At 63.8% G+C, this 25,036-nt stretch carries 21 protein-coding genes and 2 pseudogenes; 6 read left to right on the forward strand and 17 right to left on the reverse strand.

What is annotated here, in order from left to right; genetic code table 11:
* Positions 1–7: 7 nt before the first annotated feature.
* Genes M3I53_RS04650 through M3I53_RS04660 form a run of 3 tightly spaced genes read right to left on the reverse strand, consistent with a single transcriptional unit; the run spans position 8 to position 1,258 of the window.
* The gene (locus tag M3I53_RS04650) at positions 8–751 is read right to left on the reverse strand and encodes a response regulator (protein ID WP_254314789.1); all 744 of its coding nucleotides are present in this window, start codon (positions 749–751) and stop codon (positions 8–10) included.
* Positions 714–878: a hypothetical protein gene (locus tag M3I53_RS04655; RefSeq protein WP_254314790.1), complete on the reverse strand. Its 165-nt coding sequence runs from the start codon at positions 876–878 to the stop codon at positions 714–716. The genes M3I53_RS04650 and M3I53_RS04655 overlap by 38 nt, the downstream gene beginning before the upstream one ends.
* The gene (locus M3I53_RS04660) at positions 875–1,258 is read right to left on the reverse strand and encodes a GFA family protein (protein ID WP_254314791.1); all 384 of its coding nucleotides are present in this window, start codon (positions 1,256–1,258) and stop codon (positions 875–877) included. The genes M3I53_RS04655 and M3I53_RS04660 overlap by 4 nt, the downstream gene beginning before the upstream one ends.
* Positions 1,259–1,491: 233 nt before the next feature.
* Here M3I53_RS04660 and M3I53_RS04665 point away from each other — a divergent pair, with 233 nt between their 5' ends.
* The gene (locus tag M3I53_RS04665; protein WP_133181087.1) at positions 1,492–1,857 is read left to right on the forward strand and encodes a hypothetical protein; all 366 of its coding nucleotides are present in this window, start codon (positions 1,492–1,494) and stop codon (positions 1,855–1,857) included.
* Positions 1,858–1,903: 46 nt separating this feature from the next.
* Here M3I53_RS04665 and M3I53_RS04670 read toward each other — a convergent pair whose 3' ends face one another.
* Both M3I53_RS04670 and M3I53_RS04675 read right to left on the reverse strand, forming a co-directional pair.
* A complete protein-coding gene (locus tag M3I53_RS04670) occupies positions 1,904–3,220 on the reverse strand; it encodes an ATP-binding protein (RefSeq protein WP_254315096.1) in 1,317 nt (438 codons plus the stop codon).
* Positions 3,221–3,406: 186 nt separating this feature from the next.
* A complete protein-coding gene (locus M3I53_RS04675; RefSeq protein WP_254314792.1) occupies positions 3,407–4,327 on the reverse strand; it encodes a LysR family transcriptional regulator in 921 nt (306 codons plus the stop codon).
* A 142-nt stretch (positions 4,328–4,469) separates the two neighbouring features.
* Between M3I53_RS04675 and M3I53_RS04680 the strand changes: the two genes are divergently transcribed.
* On the forward strand, positions 4,470–5,453 hold the full coding sequence (locus tag M3I53_RS04680; protein ID WP_254314793.1) for an aldo/keto reductase: 984 nt from the start codon (positions 4,470–4,472) through the stop codon (positions 5,451–5,453).
* 590 nt (positions 5,454–6,043) lie between these two features.
* Here M3I53_RS04680 and M3I53_RS04685 read toward each other — a convergent pair.
* The 3 genes and pseudogenes from M3I53_RS04685 to M3I53_RS38395 all read right to left on the reverse strand — a co-directional run.
* Positions 6,044–6,577: a lytic transglycosylase domain-containing protein gene (locus M3I53_RS04685; RefSeq protein ID WP_254314794.1), complete on the reverse strand. Its 534-nt coding sequence runs from the start codon at positions 6,575–6,577 to the stop codon at positions 6,044–6,046.
* A gap of 302 nt (positions 6,578–6,879) precedes the next feature.
* A pseudogene (locus tag M3I53_RS04690) lies at positions 6,880–7,392 on the reverse strand (3-isopropylmalate dehydratase); the annotation flags it as partial.
* A 17-nt stretch (positions 7,393–7,409) separates the two neighbouring features.
* Positions 7,410–7,598 (reverse strand): annotated as a pseudogene (locus tag M3I53_RS38395) (LysR family transcriptional regulator); the annotation flags it as partial.
* Positions 7,599–8,235: 637 nt separating this feature from the next.
* On the opposite strand from M3I53_RS38395, the gene M3I53_RS04695 reads away from it, so the two are divergent.
* The 3 genes from M3I53_RS04695 (at position 8,236) to M3I53_RS04705 (ending at position 11,586) form a co-directional block, all read left to right on the forward strand.
* Entirely contained in the window at positions 8,236–10,158 is a 1,923-nt protein-coding gene (locus M3I53_RS04695; protein ID WP_254314795.1) for a hypothetical protein, read from the forward strand.
* Between the two features lie 165 nt (positions 10,159–10,323).
* A complete protein-coding gene (locus M3I53_RS04700; protein WP_254314796.1) occupies positions 10,324–11,052 on the forward strand; it encodes a hypothetical protein in 729 nt (242 codons plus the stop codon).
* Between the two features lie 96 nt (positions 11,053–11,148).
* Positions 11,149–11,586 (forward strand): hypothetical protein, encoded by a 438-nt coding sequence (locus M3I53_RS04705; RefSeq protein WP_254314797.1) that lies wholly within the window; start codon positions 11,149–11,151, stop codon positions 11,584–11,586.
* Positions 11,587–11,591: 5 nt separating this feature from the next.
* Here M3I53_RS04705 and M3I53_RS04710 read toward each other — a convergent pair whose 3' ends face one another.
* From M3I53_RS04710 to M3I53_RS04720, 3 genes are all read right to left on the reverse strand, one after another.
* Positions 11,592–12,962, reverse strand: coding sequence for a sigma-54 dependent transcriptional regulator (locus tag M3I53_RS04710; RefSeq protein WP_254314798.1), 1,371 nt, complete (start codon positions 12,960–12,962; stop codon positions 11,592–11,594).
* Positions 12,952–14,817 (reverse strand): ATP-binding protein, encoded by a 1,866-nt coding sequence (locus tag M3I53_RS04715; RefSeq protein ID WP_254315097.1) that lies wholly within the window; start codon positions 14,815–14,817, stop codon positions 12,952–12,954. Before M3I53_RS04715 ends, M3I53_RS04710 begins: the two co-directional genes overlap by 11 nt.
* A 118-nt stretch (positions 14,818–14,935) precedes the next feature.
* A complete protein-coding gene (locus M3I53_RS04720; protein WP_254314799.1) occupies positions 14,936–16,312 on the reverse strand; it encodes a 2-hydroxycarboxylate transporter family protein in 1,377 nt (458 codons plus the stop codon).
* Between the two features lie 359 nt (positions 16,313–16,671).
* Here M3I53_RS04720 and M3I53_RS04725 point away from each other — a divergent pair, with 359 nt between their 5' ends.
* Complete coding sequence (locus tag M3I53_RS04725) at positions 16,672–16,971, forward strand: hypothetical protein (RefSeq protein ID WP_254314800.1); 300 nt, start codon at positions 16,672–16,674, stop codon at positions 16,969–16,971.
* Positions 16,972–17,050: 79 nt separating this feature from the next.
* Here M3I53_RS04725 and M3I53_RS04730 read toward each other — a convergent pair whose 3' ends face one another.
* The 6 genes from M3I53_RS04730 to M3I53_RS04755 form a co-directional block, all read right to left on the reverse strand.
* The gene (locus M3I53_RS04730; RefSeq protein WP_375542470.1) at positions 17,051–18,199 is read right to left on the reverse strand and encodes a porin; all 1,149 of its coding nucleotides are present in this window, start codon (positions 18,197–18,199) and stop codon (positions 17,051–17,053) included.
* Between the two features lie 174 nt (positions 18,200–18,373).
* Complete coding sequence (locus tag M3I53_RS04735) at positions 18,374–19,054, reverse strand: response regulator (RefSeq protein ID WP_254314801.1); 681 nt, start codon at positions 19,052–19,054, stop codon at positions 18,374–18,376.
* A 19-nt stretch (positions 19,055–19,073) separates the two neighbouring features.
* On the reverse strand, positions 19,074–20,450 hold the full coding sequence (locus M3I53_RS04740) for a sensor histidine kinase (RefSeq protein WP_254314802.1): 1,377 nt from the start codon (positions 20,448–20,450) through the stop codon (positions 19,074–19,076).
* Positions 20,451–20,514: 64 nt separating this feature from the next.
* Positions 20,515–21,474: an ABC transporter substrate-binding protein gene (locus tag M3I53_RS04745; protein WP_375542471.1), complete on the reverse strand. Its 960-nt coding sequence runs from the start codon at positions 21,472–21,474 to the stop codon at positions 20,515–20,517.
* Between the two features lie 349 nt (positions 21,475–21,823).
* The gene (locus M3I53_RS04750) at positions 21,824–22,921 is read right to left on the reverse strand and encodes a glycosyltransferase family 9 protein (protein ID WP_254314804.1); all 1,098 of its coding nucleotides are present in this window, start codon (positions 22,919–22,921) and stop codon (positions 21,824–21,826) included.
* A gap of 389 nt (positions 22,922–23,310) precedes the next feature.
* The gene (locus M3I53_RS04755) at positions 23,311–24,894 is read right to left on the reverse strand and encodes a methyl-accepting chemotaxis protein (RefSeq protein ID WP_254314805.1); all 1,584 of its coding nucleotides are present in this window, start codon (positions 24,892–24,894) and stop codon (positions 23,311–23,313) included.
* Positions 24,895–25,036: the final 142 nt, after the last annotated feature.

Here is a 25,036-nt window from a genome sequence, read left to right on the forward strand (position 1 = left end):
GCCTGCGTTACTCCGGAGCTTCGACCGTGGTTACCGCCGAGGAGAACACATATCCCTCGCTGCGCAGCGTCTTGATGTAACGCGGCTCGCGCGCCTCGTCGCGCAGGCGCTGGCGCAACCGGCTCACGAGCAGGTCGATCGAGCGATCGAACGCGTCGGCCTGGCGGCCTTGCGTGAGACTCAGCAGCTGGTCGCGCGTGAGCACGCGCTGCGGATGGTCGAGAAACACGCGCAGCAGCCGGTACTCCGCGCCGCTCAACGCGACGATCGTACCCTCGGCGTCGAGCAGATGCCGCGCCGTCGTGTCGAGCCGCCAGTCGCCGAACGCGAGCAGTTGCGCCGCCTCGCTCACCTCCATGCCCGGCGGCAGCATGCGTGTGCGGCGCAGCACCGAGCGGATGCGCGCGAACAGTTCGCGCACGGCGAACGGCTTGGGTAGATAGTCGTCGGCGCCCATTTCGAGGCCCACGATGCGGTCCGTCTCCTCGTTGCGCGCAGTGAGCATCACCACGGGTACGGCGCGGAACTTGCCCGCGCGCAGCTCGCGGCACAGGACAAGCCCGTCGTCGCCGGGCATCATGAGGTCGAGCACGATCAGGTCGGGCGCGCCGCCCTCCAGCACCGAGCGCATTTCGCGCCCGTTCGCGGCCAGCGACACGCGCATGCCGTTCTTTTCGAGGTAGGCCCCGACCAGTTCACGTATGCCGCGATCGTCATCGACGATCAGAACGTGGTCCGTCTTTTCCGTCATTGGTGTTTTTCTCCTTGCGCGCGAGGCGTGAACGGGTTTCCGCGATGCACGAACAGTACACCGGATGCGCAATCTCCGCAGCCAGGCCGCTCGCCGCGAAGAACAGGATGGCGAGCAGGCGTTTCATGCGTCCTCCACCAGGGAAAGACTAGCACCGTCGGCAACCGACGCTTCGAGCGCGTAGACATCCACGTCCTCCAGGCAGCCGAGATTGACGCGCCAGCGCGCCGGGTCCCTGCGCGTCTGGTGAAACGGATAAATGCCGCAGTGCTTGCAGAAATAGTGCTTCGCCACGCGCGTGTTGAACTGGTACAGCGTGAGCGCCTCTTCGCCCGCGAGGATCGTCAGTTCGCGGCCCTCGAACGGCGGGCTCATCAGCGCGCCCTTGCGCCGGCACAGGCTGCAGTTGCAACGCCCGGCCGGCTCAACCGGCGTGTGGACTTCGAACTTTACCGCACCGCAATGACAGGAACCCTTCCAGCTGGTCGCGCGCGTCGACGTGCTCATTTTGCTCTCCATTGATTTCGATGGGTGATGGATAGCGCGCCACCCGCCGCGTACAACCTGGAACCGCCCCACCCGATTCGGGACGACAATGACCGCTAGCGCCCATCCGGCGCGACGCATATCGACCTGAAATGGCCGGCGATGACCACAGCCAGGCCAGCCACAAACCGGCATTGTTTATGCTCGCAAGCTGATAGCGAGCGAAACGCAGAGAACGGCTCCAGGAGGTCCCCATGAAATGTCTGCGAATCTACGCCGACGCACAGGGCGAGTCCCATTTCGAGGACATCGATATCCCGCTCACGCCGCTCGAGCTCTTTCCCAACATCCCACCCATTTACCTCTCCACGTGGGAGCCGGCGAAGGCGGTGCGCTTTGGCTGGGTGCCGGCGGGCCTAAAGGAGGCGGACTGGCACACCACGCCGGTTCGTCAGTTCGTGATCTGGATGACCGGCTGGGTCGAGTTCGAAACGAGCGACGGCGACACGCGCCACTGCGAGCCGGGCACGGTCGTGCTGTGTGAAGACACCATTGGCAAGGGCCATCGCTCGCGCCACCCCGAGGAAGGCCAGTTCAACGTGTTCATTCCACTCGCCTGAGCAACCGCTTGATCCACACGCCAGTGCACTCGTGGCGCGCCGCCTTTCACGCTTGCGCGCCGCCCAGCACGAGCCGCCCTTCCAGCCCGCCTTCGGGCCGGTTGCGCAGCGTGAGCTCCGCGCCCATCGCCACGGCGAGCTGGCGCGAGATCGCGAGGCCGAGACCCGTGCCGCCCGTGCCCCGGTTACGCGAGGTCTCGAGCCGGTAGAACGGCTCGAACACCTTCTCGAGCGCTTCCTCGGGAATGCCGGGACCGCTGTCGAGCACCGAGATCGTGACGGTCTTGTCCTGTGGCGACGCGCTCACCTCGATGGCCGCCGTGCTCCCGTACTTCAGCGCGTTATCGACGAGATTGCCGATGATGCGGCGCAGCGCCTGCACGCGCGTGACGATCGCCACGTTCAGGCGGCGCTCGAAGGTCACGGGCGAGCCCGCATCCACGTAGTCGCATACGAGGCTGTCGAGCAGCGCGTCGAGGTCGACACGTGCGGGCGCTTCGCCGGTGCCGTGCAGCGTGCGTGCGTAGGCCACGCCCTCCTTCACCAGTTGCTCCATTTCGTGCAGGTCCTGGGCGAGCTTGCCTGCCTGCGCTTCGTCGTCCATTTGGTCCACGCGCAGCCGCATGCGCGTGATCGGCGTCTGCAGATCGTGGGAGATGGCCGCCAGGATCTGCATGCGCTCGGCCACGTGCGCCGAGATGCGCTGCTGCATCGCGTTGAACGCGCGCGCTGCGCGCGCCACTTCGGAGGGCCCTTCTTCCGCCAGACGCTCCGCCTTCAGGTCCGGGCCGAGCGCGTCGGCCACTCGCGCGAGTTCGTGCAGCGGCCGCGTGGCGGTGCGCACCGCGAACCAGCAGCACGCCGCCAGTACGATGAGCTGAGCGACGAGCACGGCCGGCAGCCAGCCCGACAGGGGCAGCGCGGGACCTGGGCGGTAATCGATGGTGAGCGGCGAGCCGTCCGACAGCCGCAGGTGGATCTGCAGGCGTTCGCGCTTGCCGGGCACCGAATTGGTCGTGAGAGCGTACTTGTCGCCGAGGCCCGCCGCAATGGCCGAGGCCACGCTCTTCGAGCGGCTCGCTTCGGGCGGCTCGCCCGGGATGCCGGGACCGAGGATGAAGCTATAGGTGCGCCGCGCGAGCTGCGGCAGCCACGCGGCGCGTTCGGCCGCTGGCAGATGGTCGAGCAGCGCCACGGAAATGGCGACTTCGCGTGAAATGTAGTCGGTCATCATGTTCGCGGTGGCGTCGTTACGCTCGGTCATGGTGAGCTTGAACGACAGCCCCTGCGCGAGCACAAGGCCGACGCAAAGGATCAGGGCGAGGCGCGCGAACAGCGTGCGCGGCCAGTGCAGCGCCCTCATTGCCGCGCCGTCCGCAAAACCAGCGGAGGGGCGGCGGCCCGCAAATCCATCGGCGTGCATGTTCGGACTCCGTGTGCAGGGAATGATGGGTTTATACCCCATGCCGGAAGAGGCTTTGTATCTCACTGTATCGGCGCGGGCGCGGGACACAATACATTGCAGGCCGGTTCGTTTCACAGCGTCCTTTCACGCTCGCGGCTTACGCTGCGGTGCGGCATCGGCCCATTCGCGCACGGCCTGCGCGAACAGGCGCAGCGCCGCGGGCGGATGGCGATTGGCCGGATAGTAAAGGCAGAGTCCCGAAAACACCGGCCCCCACTCGGGCAGCAGGTGGACGAGCCGCCCGGCGGCCACATGCTCGGCCACGAGCGTTTCCGGCACCCAGGCCACGCCCACCCCGGCGAGCGCCGCCTCGACCATCAGGTTGAGGTTGCCGAGGGTGAGCGGCCCGTCCACGTCGATGCTCGCGCTCTTGCCGCGGTGCGCGAAATCCCAGCGGAACAGCGCGCCGCTCTCGAAGCGAAAGCGGATGCAGCGGTGCTGCTCGAGATCGTGCGGCGCGCGCGGCGGCGCATGCTGCGCCAGATATTCGGGCGAGGCCACCGCGCCAAAGCGCATGTCCTGCGTGAAGCGCACGGCGATCATGTCGCGCGGCACGTCTTCGAGCACGCGCACGCCCGCGTCGAAGCCGCCCGCCACGATGTCCACGAGCCGCGAGTCCGCCACGAACTCCACGCGGATGTCCGGATAGCGGGCGAGGAACCCCGGCAGTACATGGCGAATGAGTGGCCGCGCCCCCGATTCCGAAGCGCTGATGCGGATGGAACCCGAAGGCCGGTTGCTTGCGGTCGCGACGTCGTTGACGGCGTCTTCCAGATCGGCCATGGCGGGCCGCACGCGGCTGAGCAGTTGCTCGCCCGCCTCGGTCAGCGCCACGGAGCGCGTGGTGCGGTTCAGGAGGCGCACGCCGAGCTTCGCCTCCAGGTTGCGCACGGTGTGGCTGAGCGCGGAAGGCGAAACGCCCAGCACGCGCGCTGCGCCGCTGAAACTGCGCTGCTCGGCGATCGTCACGAAAGCCGTCAGTTCGGATAATCCGGTGCGCACCATTCGTGAATTCCCCTCAACACCCCATGCAAGTTTAGCGGGATTGTTGAGCGGTCTGCAGCAACCTACACTGGGTCGGGTAGATGGCGGCTCCCGCGTGAACGGGAGCGCCGGTCATTTCAGTTCACGCGAAAAGGAGCAAGACATGCTAAAGCGCACCCTCGGCAAGAACGGCCTCGAAGTTTCCGCACTGGGCCTTGGCTGCATGGGCTTAAGCTTCGGCTACGGCCCCGCCACCGAGAAGAACGACGCGATCCGCCTGATCCGCACGGCATTCGAGCGCGGCGTCACGTTCTTCGACACGGCCGAAGTCTACGGGCCCTTCGTCAACGAGGAACTGGTTGGCGAGGCGCTCGCGCCGATTCGCGACCAGGTGGTGATCGCCACGAAGTTCGGCTTTCAGGACGGCGACTCGAAGAAACCCATGGACAGCCGCCCAGAGCGCATCCGTGCCGTGGCCGAGGCGTCGCTCAAGCGCCTGAAGACCGACCGCATCGACCTGTTCTACCAGCACCGCGTCGATCCGAACGTGCCCATGGAAGACGTGGCCGGCACGGTCAAGGACCTGATCCGCGAGGGCAAGGTCAAGCACTTCGGCCTTTCCGAAGCGGGCGAGCAGTCCATTCGCCGTGCCCATGCCGTGCAGCCGGTCGCGGCGCTGCAGAGCGAATATTCGCTCTGGTGGCGCGAGCCGGAGCACAAGGTGATGCCGGTTCTGGAGGAGCTGGGCATCGGCTTCGTGCCGTTCAGCCCGCTCGGCAAGGGCTTTCTGACCGGCGCGATCGACGAGCGCACGTCGTTCGACCAGAGCGACTTCCGCGCCATGGTGCCGCGCTTCACGCAGGAGAGCCGCAAGGCCAACGCGGGGCTGGTCGACGTGCTCGGCCGCCTGGCCGACGGAAAAAGCGCGACGCGCGCGCAGATCGCACTGGCCTGGCTGCTCGCGCAAAAGCCGTGGATCGTGCCGATTCCTGGCACCACGAAGCTTTCCCGGCTCGACGAGAACGTGGGCGCGGCCAGTGTCGAGTTGAGCGCCGGCGATCTCGCCGCGATCGAAGCGGCGCTCAACGAGATCCAGGTCGTGGGCGACCGCTATCCGGCCCAATGGCAGCAGCGGGTGGATCGCTAAGCCCGCGCGCACGTGCCATGTCCGTCGGATATGGGCCGGCTACCAGATCCGCCGGTTGGACATCCATCGCGATTCATTGGAACTGATAGAAGTTGGCAGCTGCTACGCAAGTCGCGAATCCGGCCGGCGGCGAAGCGCGAAGGCAGAGGCGTGTTTTATCGCCGCGTGCAAGGGTCAGCTCGTGGGACCGCCGCCATCGGTGCGCCTGGCAAAAGCGAAGCCGCCGTTGACGTAGGGTCTAGGGGGATTCGCCCTGATCAGACGGGCAAATATCGGCGAGTCATCCGGAACGCACTCAGAGATCGGTGGCTGCCAGTGTGATCCGCTCGTTGACGAGTAGAGGATATCGATGCTCGATTACGCGAACGAGCCTCGATTTATTGAGCGCAAATGCCAGCATGAGTTGTTTCGGGGACTCGTCCGTCGCACCGAGCTTTTCACAAAGCACTTCGCAAGGCAGTGAATAGGCACAATATCCCCACCCAAACCGGTAAGCCGAAAACCACACGGACGAGTCCGCGGCCAGGATGGGCTCAGTGAGGTGAGCAGTTGGCTGAATCATGGTTGTTGTACCTCCCGCGCAAGCGTCGTTACTGGAATTGCGCCGCCGCTTCGGATGCCGGAATACGCGGCTGGATGGGGAATGCCGTCTTGATCACGCTTACGCGATCGGCCACGCGCCGCGGGTAGTCTTTAGCGCCACCACTATAGCGCAGAAGCGCGTCGTGAACGTCTCCATCGGACGCCTCGATGTAGTCGTGCAGGATCGATGACCCGATGCTGACGTTGGTGCCCGCGTCGGTCAGATCGGAAGTACGAAAGACAACGTCCCTGTGCTGCGAGGGCAAGACCTGCATGAGCCCCCTTGCGCCGGCGACGCTCACGGCGAAGCGGTTGAAATTCGATTCGACGGCAATGACCGCGAGCAGCAGAATCGGCGAGATCGTGTCGCGTCGTGCGGCTTGCAGCACTGCTTCGCCGATTTTGAGCGCATCGTGCAAGCCGATATGAAACCGCATGTTCAACACGGTCGCGATGTCTTCGGCTGTCGGTATGCCCTGTGGGACGGCGTCGTAGGCGGGTTCGGGCGGCGCGACGACCGATGCGTCAGCGCCATAGGTCATTCCGTTGAACGAACCACCCACCAGGATCGCCGCCAGAACGAGAGCGCGAAGGCCATGCGAACGAGCGCGTCGCCGCTCACCGTGAGTGTTGTTCATTTGCGTTAGCGCTTCACTGATCAAACTGCTTGAAAGCCTACGCTGGTCGAACGAACAATTTCAGAAAAATGTGGCGCTCCTACGGAAAAATTGCGTAAACATGGCTGGGTAGGGAGCGAGGGCCGCTCAATGCGAAATGCTCTCCAGCGACTTGCCAAGCGTGCGGGGCCCCATCAGACCGATGGACACCATCACGAGCACGATCGCCCCCGCGATGAACACGAAGCCGCAAGGCCGTCGCGGGAGGCAATCAGTTCTTCGATGTCGATCGGTTCGCCGCGCTGGATGCGCTCGATCAGTCCGAAGTCAGTTGATGTGAACAGACCGATATTGTCAGCGTTTTGCCGATAGATGCGCTCGAAACTGAGTGCGATGACGAGCCGAATGCCCGCACGGTATTCGGCCCGCGGGCTGTGCTCGCGCCACGATCCCTTGCCGTAGCGATTGCCGGCCACGGTCACGCTGAATCCGCCATTTCGTATGGAATCCATACCAACAAGATTGCGCCCGCCGGCCTGGAAGCCGAGGTAAGGCATGCGGCCAAGGCGGTCGTCGAAGCGTGTGAGCACGCTCATCGGCGTGATTTCATCGGTCGAGACGTCGTCTTTCAATGCGTCCGGCGTGACGCCTTGAAGATCGGCGCCATTCAATTGCCGCTCGACCTGCTCCGGGTCATTGCAAAGAAACAGTACGCGGCCGGCCAATTCCAGTGTTGCCATCCAATTTCTCCTTGTGGGCCCGCCTCGGTCAACTCGATGCCTGACGACGAGCGGATCAGCAAGGGCAGTCCCATCGCCGCGTCCAATTCGCCATGCGGCGGCTCAGTGCCGAAGTCGCGATGTGATTGCGGGCTGGCCGCTCGCGCAATGGAGCCCTCCTCCGCCACCGAAATGAACAGTTCGAGGCTATAGGGATCGATTCGCATGTCGCAATAATCGACGGGAGTTAATTAACGTCCGACCCGAATAAATCAGAAAGGTAATTAAAAGGGAAATATAGACGAAAGAATAAATTACATCCGTGCACTTCAGACCACCCCGGAACTGCCGATATAGCGGGCAATAGCAGGTGAAACACGCAGTCGATGCAGTAAGCATTACCTTCTGCATTTGAGGTAATTAATACCTGGCTATTGGCAGAAATTGACTAAGTTTCGGTAATTGAAACTCGAGCCAATTCGTGTGACATTTTGTTACGTCTGATTTTCACATGCCAGGGGGAATTATCGGTAATATCCGCCGCGCGTCTGACTTCAAGCAGTGACTTCGTAATCTTCGTCCGAAAAAATTGCGCACGTCTCCCTCCTCCAGGGATCCAGCGCAGGGCCGAAATTCCCGACGGGGCAGCCGTAGCGAGGGTGCAATATTTACCCGCGCGAAAGCAAAGGACAGATACGCACGTTCGCGCAATAGCGCGAGCCGCGCGGCGCACGTAGCGGGCGCAGGGCTCATCGAGCCGTTGTGCAGCGTCCGTTAAATCTCATTCTTCAGACCTTAGCCAGCATCCGGGCGCCTATTGCGCGCCGTCGCCGGCTGGGCGTCGTTTTGTCTTTTTTTCGACCGATGAAACTCTTCTATCTCTTGCTCTCGTCGTCGCTATTCCTCGCGGCGTGCGGCGGCGGTTCCGGAAGCTCCGGCACGGATGCGACCAATGCTTCGGCCACGGCACCAGGCGCGAATGACGCCGCTGCCATGGACGCCAGCGCGAATGCGGCCACCACCACGCGCGGCACGCTGCACTGCGGCTCCGCGGTGAAATCGAGCGCGAGCTCCGGCAGCGAGCTGGTGAGCGTCGATACGCCGACCACGCAGAGCGGCCGTATCTTCGCCTCAGGCGCGGCGTTTCCCCTCGCATTCACCACCAATGCGCCCGCAGCCGACACGGTGAACTGGTCGATCAGCGACCATCTCGGCAAGGTGGTCACGAGCGGCACCCTGCGGGTGGCGGCAGGCCCGGTGACGACCACGCTGAGCTGCTCTTCGACGCTCGCAGGCTACTTTGCCGTGACCGCCAAGCTCGCCACCGCGGGCGGTCAGCTGCCCGAGCTGGGCACCCGCCCCGCCGGCACCGCGACCTTCGGCGTGCTGCCCAATCTGGCCGGCGTCGTGCCGACCGTGACGTATCCGCGCCAGGACCTGCACCGCTTCGGCATGCAAGGCGAAGACGACAACACGTCCGTGCTCTCCTCGCTCGGCATCTCGTGGACCTATGACCACCGCGAGCTGTACAACATGGAGCCGAACGGCCCCAACACCTTCAACCCGAACGCCAACAATCTCGACCCGTTTTACACCACGGGCAACGTGATGCGGCTCGTGCGTCTGGACGGCATTCCCGCCTGGGCGAGCCCGAACGGGGCGTTCGAGGACGAATCCATTCCGCCGAGCAACCTCTCGTACTACCAGAACTACATGAGCCGGATCGGTACGGAATCGAACCTCATTCGGACAACTTACTTTCCGAAGCAGGCGTCGAACTACTACCAGCTCACCTGGGAACCGGACGCCCAATGGCAAGGCAATAACACGCAATTCGTGCAGCTCTATCAGGCCGTCTATCAGGGTATTCACTCGACCGACCCGCACGCAGTCGTGATGGGGCCGACCGATACGGCGCCGTCCGGCACGGCCGACCAGCTCAAGGCCCTCGCGCCGCTCGGCTATGCGCAGGACATCGACGGCGTGACGACGCACGGCTATTACGACATCAACGGCAGCTCGCCTTCGTTCCCGCCCGAGCGTCAAGAAACCGATCCGGCCAACGCGTCCGGCTCGCTGATGGGGCAAATGCGTGCGCTGCGCAGCGAAATGGCGGCTGACTACAAGCCGGGCATGAAGCTGTTCAGCACGGAACTCGGCATCAGCTACGACAACGGTTCGTCGTACGGTCCCAACTATCCGACCGGCAATATCCTGTACGCACAAGGCGCAGTGGTGGCGCGCAGCCATCTGATCATTCTTGGCGAAGGCGCTGATCAAACCTGGATCTTCTACGGTGCGGACTTCCCGGGCCTCGTGGGCTACGGCACGTTCTTCGATCTCGCCGACGCGCAGGGTCAGTACGGCGCGCAGAACATCAGCCCGAAGCCCGCGGCCATGTCCGTCGCGGCGATGACGCGTATTCTCGACGGCACCAACACGCTCGGTCCGGTGAAGACGACGCCCTCGGGGGTCTACGCCTACGCGTTCCAGCAGCTCAACAACGGCGCGGTCATCACGGCCCTCTGGACGCACAACAACAGCGTGTGGAGCGCGAGCGCCGGCTACAGCTCGACCTATAGCGTGGGCTACAGCCTCGCGGTGGATGCACCCGGCACGAGCGGCACGGTCACCGTGCTCGACGAAATGGGCAATCCGACCACGAAGAGCTACAGCAACGGCAAGGTCGCACTGAGCCTGACCGAATCGCCGGTCTATGTGATTTCGCAGAATGCCTCGGTGGCGAGCGCCAATGCGACGCTGCCCACGGGCTACGTGCCGAACTGAGCGGGCAGGGTGAACCATGCGGCCGCCTGGCCGCACGAAAACGCTTTGCCCTGAGGCGCCCGGCCCGCGGAGACTGTTCCGCGGGCCGGACGCCTCTTTCGTTTACCGCCGGCGAGGCATGCTTGCCGCGGTAGACTTGTGCTCTGCGCATCCGCGAGCCAGTACATGAAAAATTCACCGTCGACATCCGGCTGCACGGGTTCTTTGCAGGCTCATGGGTTAGTGATCGTCGAGGGCATCATGGGCTCGGGCAAGTCCACGACCATGCGATTCATCGCCAGGCGTCTGCAAGAAGCGGGACAACAGGCGTTGCCGATTCATGAAAGGACGGCACCCCATCCGGTTCGCGCGACAGACGAACTCGAACACTGGTTCGAACCCTGGCGGGAGGCGACGCCGCAACATCTCGCGAAGCGCGCGCTGGCCAGGTGGACTGACTTTGTCGAGGCCGAGCAGCACGCCGACGCCATCCCCGTCATGGACGGCCAGCTCTTTCACGGCGACCTGACTCACCTGCTGCTGATGGAAGCGCCGCCCGCGCTCATGTTCGACTATGTGGACGCGCTGGCCGCCGTCATCGCCCCGATCGCTCCGTTGGTCATTTACCTCTGGCAGAACGATGTCGAGGCCGCAGTGCGGACCGTATGCGCTGAGCGCGGTCCCGCCTGGATCGACTATCAGGTGAACTGGAAGCTCGCGGCACCTTATTGCCAGCGCCGGGGATACGAGGGATTGGAGGGGCTGATAGCGCTCTATCGCGACTACCGCCGCCTCACCGACGCCCTGTTCGAGCGGCTGCCCCTCGCGAAGCTCGCAATCGAAAACTCGGCAGGAGACTGGCCAGACTACGAGGGGCAAATCCTGCACGCGCTGCGGGTGGCGCAATCGGGCTGAAGACGCCTGCGCCTGGTAGCTGCGCTCCCGAACCCTTAGATTTTCGACGTAGCGACAGAAATGAACGAAAATGCTGCGAACCTACTGGAAAGCAACATGAAACGACTGTTACTCGCCGCACTCACCGCCGCCTCGTTCGTGACCTGCGCTCATGCGCAAAGCGACGCGACCGGCTCGTTCGCCACCCCCGCAGGCACGGTGCAATTCGTGCGTGACGATCGCGACTTCGTGGCGATCCTCGGCAAAGATGTCTTCGACCGCTTCGACACGAAGACGCTCGCGCACTTCGACGAAGTGGGCCAGGACAACAGCACGATCACGCGCATGCTTGTGCAGACCGCCTACGGCCCGGTGCTGTATGACTTTCGCCACAATCCGCCGCTCGTGCAACACGTGAGCACGCGCATGACGATCAAGCGCGTGTTCTGGCAACCCGACGAAGTCGTGATGCAAGGCTCGGAAGGCTGGTTCCGGCTCAAGAACGGCGCGCTCACCAAGCTGCAATCGTCAACGACCACGTACCGCACCAACTAGCCCGGTCAGGCGTCTTTGTCGTCCTTCTCGTCGCCCTGCGAGTCGCGATCCGCGATCTTCAGCTGACGCAGCTTGTGATACAGCGTTTTCTTCGGCATCCCAAGCTCCTCGCTCGCCTGGGCGACGTTGCCGTGATGGCGGCGCAGCGTGTTCTCGATCAGCATCCGCTCGAAATACGCTAGCTGGTCAGCCAGCGTCTCCCCTTTCACGGCAGCCGCGCCCGCGGAAAGCAGGCTGTCGCCGGTCAGCCCGAGCACGAAGCGGTCGGCGACATTCTGCAACTCGCGCACGTTGCCGGGCCATGCGTGCGTCATGAGTTCGGACACCTGTGCAGCGGTCACGACGGGCGCCGGCGTGCCGAAGCGCCGCGCGGCCGCGAGCACGAAATGCTCGAACAGCAGGGGCACGTCCTCACGCCGCTCGCGCAGCGGCGGCAATTCGATCTGCGCCACATTCAGCCGGTACAGCAGGTCGGCGCGAAAGCCGCCCTCGGCAGACACTTCGGCGAGGTCGGCCTTCGAAGCGGCAACGATGCGGCAATCCACCGGAATCAGCTCGTTTGCGCCGAGGCGCTCGACCACGCGCTCCTGCAGCACGCGCAGCATCTTGATCTGCAGCGCCATCGGCATCGTTTCGATCTCGTCGAGAAAGAGCGTGCCGCCATTTGCCCATTCGATCTTGCCAACGCGCTTCTTGATCGCGCCCGTGAACGCGCCGGCCTCGTGGCCGAACAGTTCGCTCTCGAACACCTGCTCGGGCAAACCGCCGCAGTTCAGCGCCACGAAATGCGCGTCGCGCCTCGCGCTGAAGTCGTGCAGGCTGCGTGCAATCAGTTCCTTGCCGGTGCCCGTTTCGCCGGTGATCAGCACCGACACGGAGGTATCCGCGAGACGCAGAATCTTCTTGCGGACCTCCGCCATGGCCGGCGACTTGCCGAGCACGAGCGCCTCGATCCCCTGCCAGTTGTGCAGCGAAGCGCGCAGGCCCTCTACTTCGAGCGTGAGCCGCCGTTTCTCGACCGCGCGTGCCACGCGGCCCGCGATGACATCGGAGGAGAATGGTTTTTCGATGAAGTCGTAGGCGCCCACGCGCATCGCGCTGACCGCCGTCGAAATGTCCGCATGCCCGCTGATCAGCAGCACCGGAATTTGCGGATCGATCGCCATCACGTGATCGAGCAGTTGCAGGCCGTCGATGCCGGGCATGCGCACGTCGGAGACGATCACGACCGGCGCGCCCGGCGCGATGTCGGCATACGCATCGGCCGCAGACGCATAGGCGCTCACCGGAAAGCCCGCCAGCGCCACCGCCTGCTCGACGCCGATGCGGACATTCTCGTCGTCCTCGACGACCAGCACCCGAATCTCATCTGCCATGTTCTGTCCTTTGCGGCTCGGCGGCCGTGAATTCGATCGTGAAGCGGGCTCCGCCTTCGTCGCGATTCGTCGCGGTGATTTTCGCGCCAAAGCCTTCGACGATGCGCGACGTGATCGCGAGCCCAAGCCCGAGGCCTTGTCCGCGCGGCTTGGTCGTCACGAACGGCTCGAACACGTGCGCCAGCACATCCGGTGCGATGCCGGGGCCGCTGTCTTCGATTGTGAAGCGCACGCGGCCTTGCGTGTCAGGCTCGCCTGCCTCGATTGCGACCGCGCGCGTGCTCGCGTCGCGCACGGCGTCGAGCGCATTGCCCAGCAGATTGACGATCACCTGCTGCAGCTGACTCGACTCTGCGTACACGGTGGTGCCCGGCGCGATCCGCACGTCGAGCCGCACCGCTTCGTCGCGGATGCGCGACTCGTAGATGAGCCGCGCATGCGCGACGGCTTCGCCGAGCGACACCGCCACGCGCTCCACCTCCGGCTTGCGCGCGAACGCCTTCAGCTCGCTCGTGAGCACCGCCATGCTGTCCACGAGACGCCCGACGCGCTCGAGATTGGCGTTCGCCTGGGCGCCCTGATTGCGCTCGAAGAAGGTACGCGCATTGTCGCAGAGCGTGCGGATCGCGACGAGCGGCTGGTTCAGCTCGTGCGTGAGCCCCGCCGCCATCTGGCCGATCACGGCGAGCTTGCCGGCATGCACGACCTCCTGCTGCGTGGCGCGCAGGCGCTGCTCGGTGCGTTCGCGCTCGGCGATCTCGCGCTGCATCTGCGCGTTCGCCTGCGTGAGCGCGGCGGTCCGTTGCGCCACGGTCGTTTCCAGTTGATCGTTCGCGCGGCGCAAGGCTTCTTGCGCCTTAAGCTTCTCCACGATCACGCGGCGGCGCTGCACCGCATACAGCGCATAAAGCGCGGCGATCAGAAACAGGCCCGTCACGAACGCGAACGCGAGCCGTTGCTGGCGCCGCGCGCCCGCCGTGTCGAGCAGCACCATGATCGTGTCCTGCCCTTGCGGCGCGGGGCGCGACATCACGAGAAAGCGGGCCGTGCGGCCCGCGCGGCGCAGGTCGGGAAAGAGGCCGATCCACGCGTTGTCGTTCCAGTCGCCCACGCGCCGGTAATGCAGCGCCTCGACGATGCGCCCCGCGTATTGGCGCGACGCCTGGATATCGCGCTGCTGCGGCTCGGTCATCGCGCGCATGGCGCTGAATTTCCATTCGGGCTGGGTCGAGATCACGATCACGCCATTGCTGTCGACGACGATCGCCGCCTCGCCGGGCGCGCGCCACGCGGATTCGAGCGCATCGACGCTGACCTTCACCGCTGCCGCGCCGATTGCCGTGTCGCCGTCGCGAATCGCACTCGCGAAGTACAGACCGGGAACGCCGGTGTTCGTGCCGATGCCGAAGAAGCGGCCGCGGCCTTGCGCGAGCGCGTCCTTGAAGTACGGGCGATACGACACGTTGGTGCCGACGAAGCTGACCGGCTGGTTCCAGTTGCTCGCGGCGACCACCGTGCCGTGGGCGTCGATCACGTCTACCGCGCCGCTGCCGACGTCGTTGTTGACCGCTTCGAGATAGGCATCGACCGCGAGCAACATGCCGCGCGCTTCATTGGGCGACGCCTTGAGCAACGCTCGCACGCTGTCCTGCCGCGCCACCAGCGCGGGGACCATCTCGAAGCGTCCCAGCTCGCTTTGCAGGCTCGCCGCATAAAGATCGAGCCGATGCTCGCCGACCTCGGCCAGCGCGTCGATCGCGCGGTTCCATGCGAACTCCACGGCGGCGGCGGCCGCACCGACATACAGCACGGCCGCCGCCGCCCATCCCCACCATGGAATGCCCTTGTAACGCATCTGCACGTTCGCCCTCGTCGATTGGCTGCCGCCAGACGGCGGGTTCAGCGGATACCGCGCGCCGGATGCACCGGCGCCACGATCGCGAAGGCGCGCACGAGGGGCGCACAGCGGCGCGTCATGCGCCGAAATGCGCGAGCAGGATGAGCGTCACGGTCACGACGATGGCGCCGCCAATACGCGTGGCGATCTGCGCGAACGGCATGAGCTGCATGCGGTTCGCGGCGGTGAGGATCGCCACGTCGCCGGTGCCGCCCTGGCCGCTGTGGCACGCGTTCACGATTGCGGTGTCGATAGGGTACATCTTCATCAGGCGTCCCACCACGAAGCCCGTGCCCATCAGCGTGACCACGGTCGCGGCGATCGTCACGACATTGACGAGCGTGAACGCGGCCATGAGCTTGTCCCACGGCGTCATCGCCACGCCGATCGCGAACAGCAGCGGGTAGGTGACCGCGGTCGAGAAAAACTTGTAGACCACGAACGCGCCTTCCTGCAGCGGCGGCGAAACCGCGCGCGCGAGCTTCACGAGCACGGCGAGAAACAGCATCGCCACCGGCGCGGGCAGGCCGAACAGCTTGTTCGCCATCAGGCCGATGAGGTACAGCGTGATCGCCGTGATGCCGGCCGCCGCGATGTGGCTCACGTCCACGTGGCCTCGAGCTTCGTCGTTCGACGACGCGAGTTCATCGGTCGCGCCGACTTGCAGACGGCCATTGCCGGTGAGATGCGGCATGCGCTTGCCCAGCATGTCGAGCATGCCCGAGAGGATGATGGCGATGAGGCTGCCGAGCATCACGGGCGGCAAAACCTGCGCGAACAGGTCGCCTTGCGCGACGTGCATGATTTCCGAATAGCCCACGGAAAGCGGAATCGCGCCTTCGCCCACGCCGCCGGCCATGATCGGCACGACGATGTAGAGCAGCGTGTGCTTGACGCCGAGTCCGAGCGCCGCGCCGACCGCGGTGCCCACGATGGTCGCTGCCACCGTGCCGGCCGCAAGCGGAATGAAGATCTTCAGGAAGCCTTGAATCAGCACGCGCCGGTCCATGCTGAGAATACTGCCGACGATGATCGAGGCGATGAAGAGATAGAGGAAGTTGGTCTGCTTCGTGAATTCGACCGTGAGGTGCTGCACGGGCTTGGGCAGCACGTGGTAGTACACGAGCGCCGAAGGCACGAAGGTCGCGAGAATCGCCGCCGCGCCGATATTGCGCAGCAGCGGCAGGCGCTTGCCGAGTTCGGCGCACGTGAAGCCGCAGAAAGCGAGCACGGCGATGGCCATCGAGATCTCGCCGGGCACCTTGCCGGTGACCGCGAAGCCCGCGATCAGCGCAAACAGGATCACGTAGATCGGCAGCGGAATGATGCCGATGCGGATTTCCATCAGCTTCCACCAGCCTTCGGGCCAGAAGCGCGTTTGGGTCGTCGGGGATGACTCGGGGACCGCCTGCTTGACCTGCGAGGCGGCGGATAGGGATGCACTGTTCTGCACGGGATGTCTCCTTCGTTTTCGCGACCGGACTGCGTCGCGTCTCCGGTGCTTGTTTAAATAAACGTTGCGGGCTATCGAGGTGTAGACCGCCGGGTCTCTATAAGCAGTAGCTGTGCCAGCGCGTGGCGGCATCTCGGATAATCCGCAACGCATTGATTTGTTTGATATTTCCGGGAATGCCACGCAGCTCGCGCCGGCCAGCGAGCCGCGATTTCAGAATCGGCCCGAGCCGCAGGCCGAAATCTCGGCCTGCCTCGGCCCGACCATTGAGTGCATGGCAAGAGTGATTTTCAGAATTCGCTCTGGAACGGCGCCGATCGTTGGCAGAAGATGAATCACCGCAACGTGAGGAGCGAGCCATGAAAATCGTCTTGCCAGGATGCGCCGTCGTTTGTGCCGCGGCGCTGTGGAGTGCCGGCGCGCTGGCCGGGCCGCCGGGTTCGGCCTACCAGACGCCTGTGCAGTTATCGAGCGGAAGAAATTTGCTTTGCAGCGTGAACGAATCACAGCCCGCCGGCGAATTGGCGGCGCTCACGCGTCGCGAGCAGGTGCAAGCCGATGTCCTCGCCATGCAGCGTCTGAGGCTCGTGAGCGGACCGGAGTCGCCTTACCCGTCCGCCTATACGGCGCCGAGCATTGCCTGCGTAGACGCGGGTTGATGCCGCAGAAAGCACGACGGGGCTCGATTCGCCTGACGAATCGAGCCCCGCGTACTTTGAGGACGGTTGAAAAGTCCGATCAGAAGCGCGTGCGCACGCCCGTCGTCACTTCGACCTGGTTGGTCGCGCCGAAGGTCGTGCCCACCGTATAGCCGCCGTGCAGCTTCATGTAGTCGCCCGCCAGATACACCTCGGTGCGCTTGGACAGGTGATAGAAGATCGAGCCGTACAGCGTCTCCTTGAAACCGTTGTGCAGCCCGCTCGCGGGATCGAATGCGCCGATGTTGGCGTTCGGAATATCGCCATCGACGTTATACGCGGCGTTGTGCGTGCGCATTTGCTGATAGCCGAGTTCGTAGTCCAGCGCGCCCTTCGGCACGAGCTTGAACGAGACCGTCCACGCATTGTCCTGACGCTGGCCGAGCGCCCCCTGATTGCCCCAGTAGCGGAAGTAGCCCGCATTGGCGCGCACGATGCCGATCGTGTAGTTGCCGCCAACCGAGAACGCCTGGTTCGAGTTGCCGTCGCGGTTCACGTGGTTATAGAAGGTCGAGGCCGTCCACGTCGGGGCGTTGTAGCCGAGTGCGAACTGATAGTTCGCGTTATTGCCGAAGCTCGTCGAATTGCCGAAAGCGTAGCCCGCTGCCGCGTAAATACCGTTATCGAAGACCTTCTTCCACGCCAGGCCGTTTTCGTAACGGGTGCCCGTTGCGCTCGCCGCGTAGAAAATCATCTGCTTGAAGTTGTTGGCGTTGGTCCAGCCGCCCTCTTCCGTCGTGAGCTTCGCGTTGCCGTACGGGTCGCCGTAAATGGCCGCGGCGTCACGCGCGATGGTGTTCTGGAAGCCCGCCGTGAGCTTGCCGAAGCGCTCGTCTTCCACGCCGACCCAGGCGTCACGGTCGAAGATCTGGCCCGGGTCTTCCATCTGGCCGTCGCTCACGCGGTATTCGCTTTCGAGCCGGAAGATCACCTTCGTGCCGCCGCCGATGTCTTCTGCGCCCTTCAAGCCCCAGCGGCTGCCGCTGAACCACGGTTCGCCGGCAATGCCCATGCCGATCACGTGGTTGCCGTTGGCGTCCGCGTGCGATTGATAAGTGGGGACGCTCAGGTCGATGAGGCCGTACAGTTGAACGCTCGATTGCGCGTGTGCGCCGCTCGCTGCCAGTGCACCGAAGGTCGCGCCTACTGCAGCGACAGCAAGTTGTTTTCTCTTCAAGATCGTCTCCAGGGGTTGCTTCGTTGGAAGTTTTCATGGACCCGCTGCCATCACTCACCGGTTGCGGCGAGCCGTGTGAATCAGCGGGTGAGACGAATAGTAGAGAGGTGAATCCTTCGCGATTCTTTCACGAACGATGGGTATTCCTAAGTACATCCACCAATACCGGAAAAACGTCCGGCCTGCTCAGGCCGCCACCGGCTCTTTCACGCGAAGGATGTAGCCGAGGCCGCGCAGCGTGGTGATCTGCACGCTCGATTCCGCCAGATGCTTGCGCAGGCGGTGAATGTAGATGTCGATCGCGTCCACGCTCGGTTCGTCGCTCAGGCTGCAGATGCGATCCAGGAGCGCCTGCTTCGGCACCGCCTTGCCCTGGCGCAGCATGAGCGCTTCGAGGATGGAATGCTCGCGCCGGCGCAGGGTGAGCGGCGCGTCCTTGTGACGGAACTCGCGCGTGTCGCAAACGTACTGCAAGTCGCCGCACGTCAGCCAGCCCGATTTCTCGCCCGTCTGCCGCCGTATCAGCGCCTTGATGCGCGCAACCAGTTCGCGGCTGTCGAACGGCTTGACCACGTAGTCGTCGGCACCAGCGCCGAAACATGCCACCTTGTCGTCTATCGAACCATGCGCGGTCAGCATGAGCACGGGGACGTTATTGCGCCTGCGCCGCAGACGGTTGAGCACGTCTTTGCCGCTCAGGCGCGGCAGGCGCATGTCGAGGAGCACGAGATCGTAGCTCTGCGTAATCAACACGGAGTCTGCGGCTTCGCCATCGACCACGCAGTCCACCGTGAAATTCTCGGCGCGCAACAGGTTGACGATCCAGTGCGCGAGTTCGGCGTTGTCTTCTACGAGCAGCAGCTTCATGGTCCCTCCTCACGTCTTTTCATCCGGGCCAGGCGGGCAAACGCACCGTCGCGACCAGACCCGCGCGCTCGGCCCCCGCGGCAACGCTCACCGAGCCGCCGTGCGAGCGCGCGACCTGATGCACGATGGCGAGACCGAGGCCCGTGCCCTCGGTATCCGCCGCGACGCGATAGAAGCGCTCGAACACGTGCGCACGGGCCTCGGCTGGAATGCCGGGGCCGTTGTCCACCACCTGCAGCATGACCTGCTCCCCTTCGCTGCGGCACACGGCCGTCACGCGGCCGCCCTTGTGCGTATAGCGGATGGCGTTGTCGATCAGGTTGGAAACAAGCGAGGCCAGCAGGCCGGTGTTGCCCGCCACGTGCACGCTGTCGTCGAGTTCCGCGCCGAGATCAATGCCGCGCCGTTCCGCGGCCTGGACCATCTCTTCGAGCACGGAAGACACGACTTCGGTGAGATCGACGCGCGTCTGGCTGGGCGACGATTGCGTCATCGATTCGGCCTGCGCGAGCAGCAGCAGTTGATTCGTCAGCTCCGCCATTTTCTGGCTGGTGCGTCGCACGCCCGTGAGTGCGTCGAAAAGCGCGGGATCGTTCGCGTCGCATTGACTCGCGAATTGCGTTTGCGTGGTGAGCAGCGTGAGCGGCGTACGCAGCTGGTGCGCCGCGTCGGCGATGAACTGGCGCTGCATGGCGGCATGCACCTTGAGCCGCGCGATGCACTGGTTGATCGCCTCGACGATCGGCCTCAACTCCGATGGCAGATGATCCGGGCGGATCGGCTCCAGTTGCACGGGCTCGCGGTCGGCAACGTCGTCCTTGAGCTTCATGAGCGGCCGCAGTTCGAGCGTGAGCCCGAGCGGCACGAGCAGCGCGACGAGCGCCAGCATGAACCACTGGCGTGCGAGCTGCGGCCTCCACAACGCGTTGATCATCGCATCGCGCGACGCGATCGTCTTGCCGACGATCACCATGACGCGTTCGGCGCGGCCCGAGTCGTAGAGCATGCGCTCGTAGGCCACGGCGCGAATCGGCAAACCCGCATACGTGGTGTCGTAGAACACGGGCGCCTCGGCTGTGTTCGCGCGCGGCAGCGGCAAGTCCGGCGCCCCGCCCAGCAGGCGGCCATCGCCGGCCAGCACCTTGTAGAACACATGATCCTGCCAGGGCGATTCGAACAACTCCAACGCCGCCGGCGGAATCGTCGCGCTGAGGGAGCCGTTGTCCCAGTCGACGTCTTCGATGATCGTGCGCGCCGAATCCAGCAGCGAATGGTCCTGCACGAGATCCGCGGTCTGCCGCGCGGCATCGTAAGACTCGCAACTCGTCACGACGACAAACGCCGCGAGCGGCACCAGCAACCACAACAGCAACCGCCCACGCAGGCTATGCACCATGTCACGCTCTCTCAGGTACCGAACCGCCAGGCGGCGTGCGCAGGACGGCAGCTCCGGGCGTGCTTCATTTCGCGCTGAGGAATTCGTTCGTGTACGTGCGGGACAAATCCACGTGCTTGCCCTTGACCGAGGGATTGAAACTCGAGAGGACCTTCAGCACGGTCGCCGGACCGTCGGCAGGCATCTTGCCGTCCGCGGTGTACATCGGCAGCGAGGCCTTGAGCGCGCTCACGTAAAGCGCCTTGTCCTTTTGATAGTCGGCGGGCATTTGCGCGGCGATTTCCTCGGCGCTGTGGGTGTGAATGAATTGCATGGTGCGCACGAACGCGTGCGCGAGCTTTGCCGCCTGAACCTTGTGCGACTCGGCCCACGCGTCCTGCACGTAAAGGCTTGCGCCGGGATAGGTGCCGCCGAGCGCGGCGCGCGTGCCGTCCACCGTGCGCATATCGACGAGCACCCTGGCGTCGCCGGCCTTCTGCAGCGCCGAGACGGTGGGCTCGGTCGTCATGCCCGCGTCGATGCGCCCCTGCTTGATGGCCGCAATGAAGCTCGCGTCCGCGCCCACCGGCAACAAGGTGTACGCACTCGAGGCGAGGCCATGCTGGCTCGCCAGATACTGCGTGAGAAAGCTGGTCGAAGACCCCAGGCCCGTCACGCCGAGCGTCTTGCCCTTGACGTCGGCCATCGACTTGATCGTGCCGGCCGCTTTCGACGACACCATTTCCACTTCGCCCGGCACCTGGCCGAACACGACGATCGCCTTGACGTCCTTGCCCTTGGTCTGCAGGTCGATGGTGTGATCGTAGAAGCCCACCACAGCCTGGACCGCGCCTGCGAGCAGTTCGTTCTCCGCGTCCACGCCCGCGGGTTGCGAGAGCAACTCGACGTTCAGCCCTTCGTCGCGGAAATAGCCCAGTTGCTCGGTGAGCCGCGCGGGCAGGTAAATGAGCTTCGTAATACCGCCGACCATGATGGTGATCTTGTCGCCGGCATCGTCGGCGGCATGCGCGCCTTGAAGCGCCATGGCAAACAGCAGGCCACCAGCGAGTGCGACTCGACGCAGTGCGCCAAAACTCAATTGCATTGATTGTCTCCGTCAGGATGGGCCGGCGGCGCGATGCTCGCCGCCTCGATCGTTTGGGGGATTCTAGTGATTCGAACCCTTCCCGAAGCTTTCGCCGGTCACGCGGATTTATACGGGATTTCCATGAGCGGCGGCATTATTTATGTTGTTAATCATTCTGAATGACAATAGTTTTTATTCAGGACGACCACCGGCACGCTGCCGATTCCCACAGGATTCCTGATCGATTTCGTGTAAAGCAGTGAGACCCGGATTATGGGTCTCTGCCAGGGAAAATTGCCAGCCGTGTCTATCGCGGCAGCGCGCCTTTCATGACGCGCACCACATCGTTTGGCTCGATGCTCGTCACGTCGGTCGGCCCGATGAGCGGAGAACACCTGAAGAAGTCGTTCTCCACGTAGCGGGTTCGCGGGTCGATATCGTCGCTGAACAATGCGACGGTCGGCACGCCGGCCGCGTGCGCGATATGCAGCAGGCCGCCGTCCGCGCCGACGAACAGCTTGCTCTGCCCGATCAGCGCATAGCATTCGTGGATCTTCAACTTGCCGACCAGCGAGTCGAGTTTCAAGTTCCTGAATGACCTGGCCATAAGATCGCTGGCTTCCTTGAGCCCGTTGTCCGATCCGATCAGCACATATTGATAGCGCGACATCTCGGGATCGTCATCTAGCCGGGCAAGCACGTCGGCCCACTTGCCGTATATACGGTTCGACTCCCTCCCGCCTACCGAAATCGCAATTCTGCCCGCCCACGTTTGCGCCGGAAAATCCTGGCTTTGCGGCGCATCGAGAGTCAGGCGCGAGTTTCTGTACAGCGCCGCTTCTTCGATCCCGGAATTCAGAATCTTGTTGAACGAGTAGTAGCTGAACTGAATGTGGTTGAAATTGCGCCCCGCATACCATCCAATCAGGCTCGTAAATCTCTTTTGAGCGGCATAGCGGATTTTTTCTTTAATGACGCCAATGCCGAGCTTGTTCAGAATAATGAAATCATATTCGCCGAAATCGATTTCGCGGTAATCCGAATAGACTTTCGAAATATACCGGTCGTGGCGGAAAAGCTCAGCCAGGGAAGGATCGAGCACCACGTCCAGCTTGTACGACGTGCCGCTGACGAGCGCCCGCCCGGACAGGTCCATCAACGCGTCGCCGAGGTTGTTGACGCCGCTGTAGAACAACAGGATCCGGGCGCCCGGGCGCAACTGCGCAGATTCCGTATAGAGACCCAGCTGCCGGTTCAATGAGAGTATCGACCACTTGTGCAGCTGCTTCTTCACGAGCGAAAGCTTTTTATAAGCGGAAAGGCTCTCTACCTCATCCTGGACGATTTCCGGATGGGGAACCCGCAGACTCTTGCTGATAAAACCGCGGACCGTATCGACTTTCATTGTTTACTCAGCAGGAGCGCTCTCCAGCCCATCCGTAACCTTTGACCGAGGGGCTATTATGCCACCCGGCGCGAAGCTCACAGAACGCGCTGGACGGCCCGGGCGGAGTCTGTGATGTCCTGCCCGAAACCGGCGACCGTGTTGCACCCCGCCAAGGCGGCCAGTGCGCCGATCATCGATACCGCCGCCAGAATCCGTCCGACCATGTTCAACTTCCCCTAAGCTCAATTTTTGATTGTTGCGCGGACCGCTGCACGCGCCGCCAGCCCGCGGAATCCAGCCCCATTTGGGTCGACCGGAATTTCGTATTCTGCCTGCGCTGGGTCCGTCCGTGCAAATTAGCGGCGGATGCGCATGCGCGCGGGACATGGCACCGCCCGCGCGGGAGCTTACGCATGTAAGGCGTGCCGACCCGGCACATCGTGCGAGCCAGTCAGCCGGAACATCGAAACGGAGCCCTTGAGGTCGTTCGCCTGGGCGGCGAGCGCGCTTGCCGCCGCCGCGGCCTGCTCCACGAGCGCCGCGTTCTGCTGCGTGACCTCGTCCATCTGCGTGACGGCCTGGCCGACCTGGCCAATGCCCTTGCTTTGCTCCTCCGACGCGGCTGTGATCTCGCTGATGACGTCGGTCACGCGCCGGATTTCCTGCGTGATGACGCGCATCTTTTCGCCCGCCTCCTGCACGTGAGCCGCGCCCGCATGCGAGCGTTCGACCGATTCGTGAATCAGCTCCTTGATTTCCTTGGACGCCGCCGACGAACGCTGCGCGAGCGAACGCACTTCCGAAGCCACCACGGCGAAGCCGCGCCCCTGCTCGCCGGCGCGCGCCGCTTCGACGGCGGCATTGAGCGCAAGGATATTCGTCTGGAACGCAATGCTCTCGATTATGCCGACGATGCTCGCGATGCGATCCGAACTCGCGTTGATGTCCTCCATGGTCTGCACCACGCGCGAGACCACCGTGCCCCCTTGCTCCGCGGCCTCGGCGGCTTGCGCGGCGAGTTGATTCGCCTCGCGGGCGCTGTCGGCGTTCTGCGCAACCGTGGACGTCAACTGCTCCATGCTCGCCGCCGTTTGCGCGAGCGATGCGGCCTGCTCTTCCGTGCGCTGCGAGAGATCCTGATTGCCGGCGGCAATTTCGTTGGTCGCGGTGGCGATGGAGTCAGCCGAATGCTTGATCGTGTCGATGGTCCGCGTAAGCTGCGCCTGCATGCGCTTCATCGAAAACAGCAGGCTCGAGCGGTCGTCCGCTGCAATCTCCACCACGGCGGTCAAGTCGTTGTCGGCAATGCGGTTGGCGATTTGCGCCGCGTAGGCGGGCTCTCCGCCCAGCGAGCGCAGGATGCCCCGGTTCACCACCGCCACGACCGCCGAGAGCGCCAGCGCGATCACCGCCAGAATGCCGAGGCTCCAATAGAGCGTCACGCGGAACGCCGCGTCGATATCGTCGACATAAAGACCCGTCGTGAGAATCCAGTCCCACGGCTGATAGCCCACGCTATACGAGATTTTCGGCGCGACCTCGTCCGAGCCGACGCGCTTGAACGAATACGACACGAAGCCCTGACCTTCCTGCTTGATGACGGCAACGATTTCCTTGAACAGATAAACGCCGTTCGAATCCTGAAAGTCGCCGACGTTCTTGCCGACCAGGTGCGGGCTTGCGGCATTCATCAGCAGCACGTACTGCGAATTCATAATGCCGAAGTAGCCACCCTCGCCATACTTCATGTCCTTGACGGCTTCCATCGCGCGCTTCTGGGCGTCTTCTTGCGACAGCGTGCCGGCATTGGCACGCTCGCCGAATGACTTCACCACGGCGAGCGCGATTTCCGAGGCGTGCTTCAAATCCGCCTTGCGCTCCTCGATGCGCGTTGCCCGCATCTGCCACGCGTCATAGATCGATACGCCTGCGAGACACACGAGGCTCAGGATCAGCGGCAACCAAAGCCTTTGCACAAATGAAAGCTTCATCAGTCTGTCGTTTTTTAATGATTTGAGGAGCGTGCCTGAGCAAGCGGCACCCCGCCTTCGCGGGCACGCGCTGCGAGAGTCTCTGCGTATACGGCGCCGGCTGCACACGCATTAGAGACAGATGACGCAACAAGCTCTTGCG

Origin of the sequence: Paraburkholderia sp. CNPSo 3272, from assembly GCF_024206495.1 — a bacterium.
Classification (GTDB): Bacteria; Pseudomonadota; Gammaproteobacteria; order Burkholderiales; family Burkholderiaceae; genus Paraburkholderia.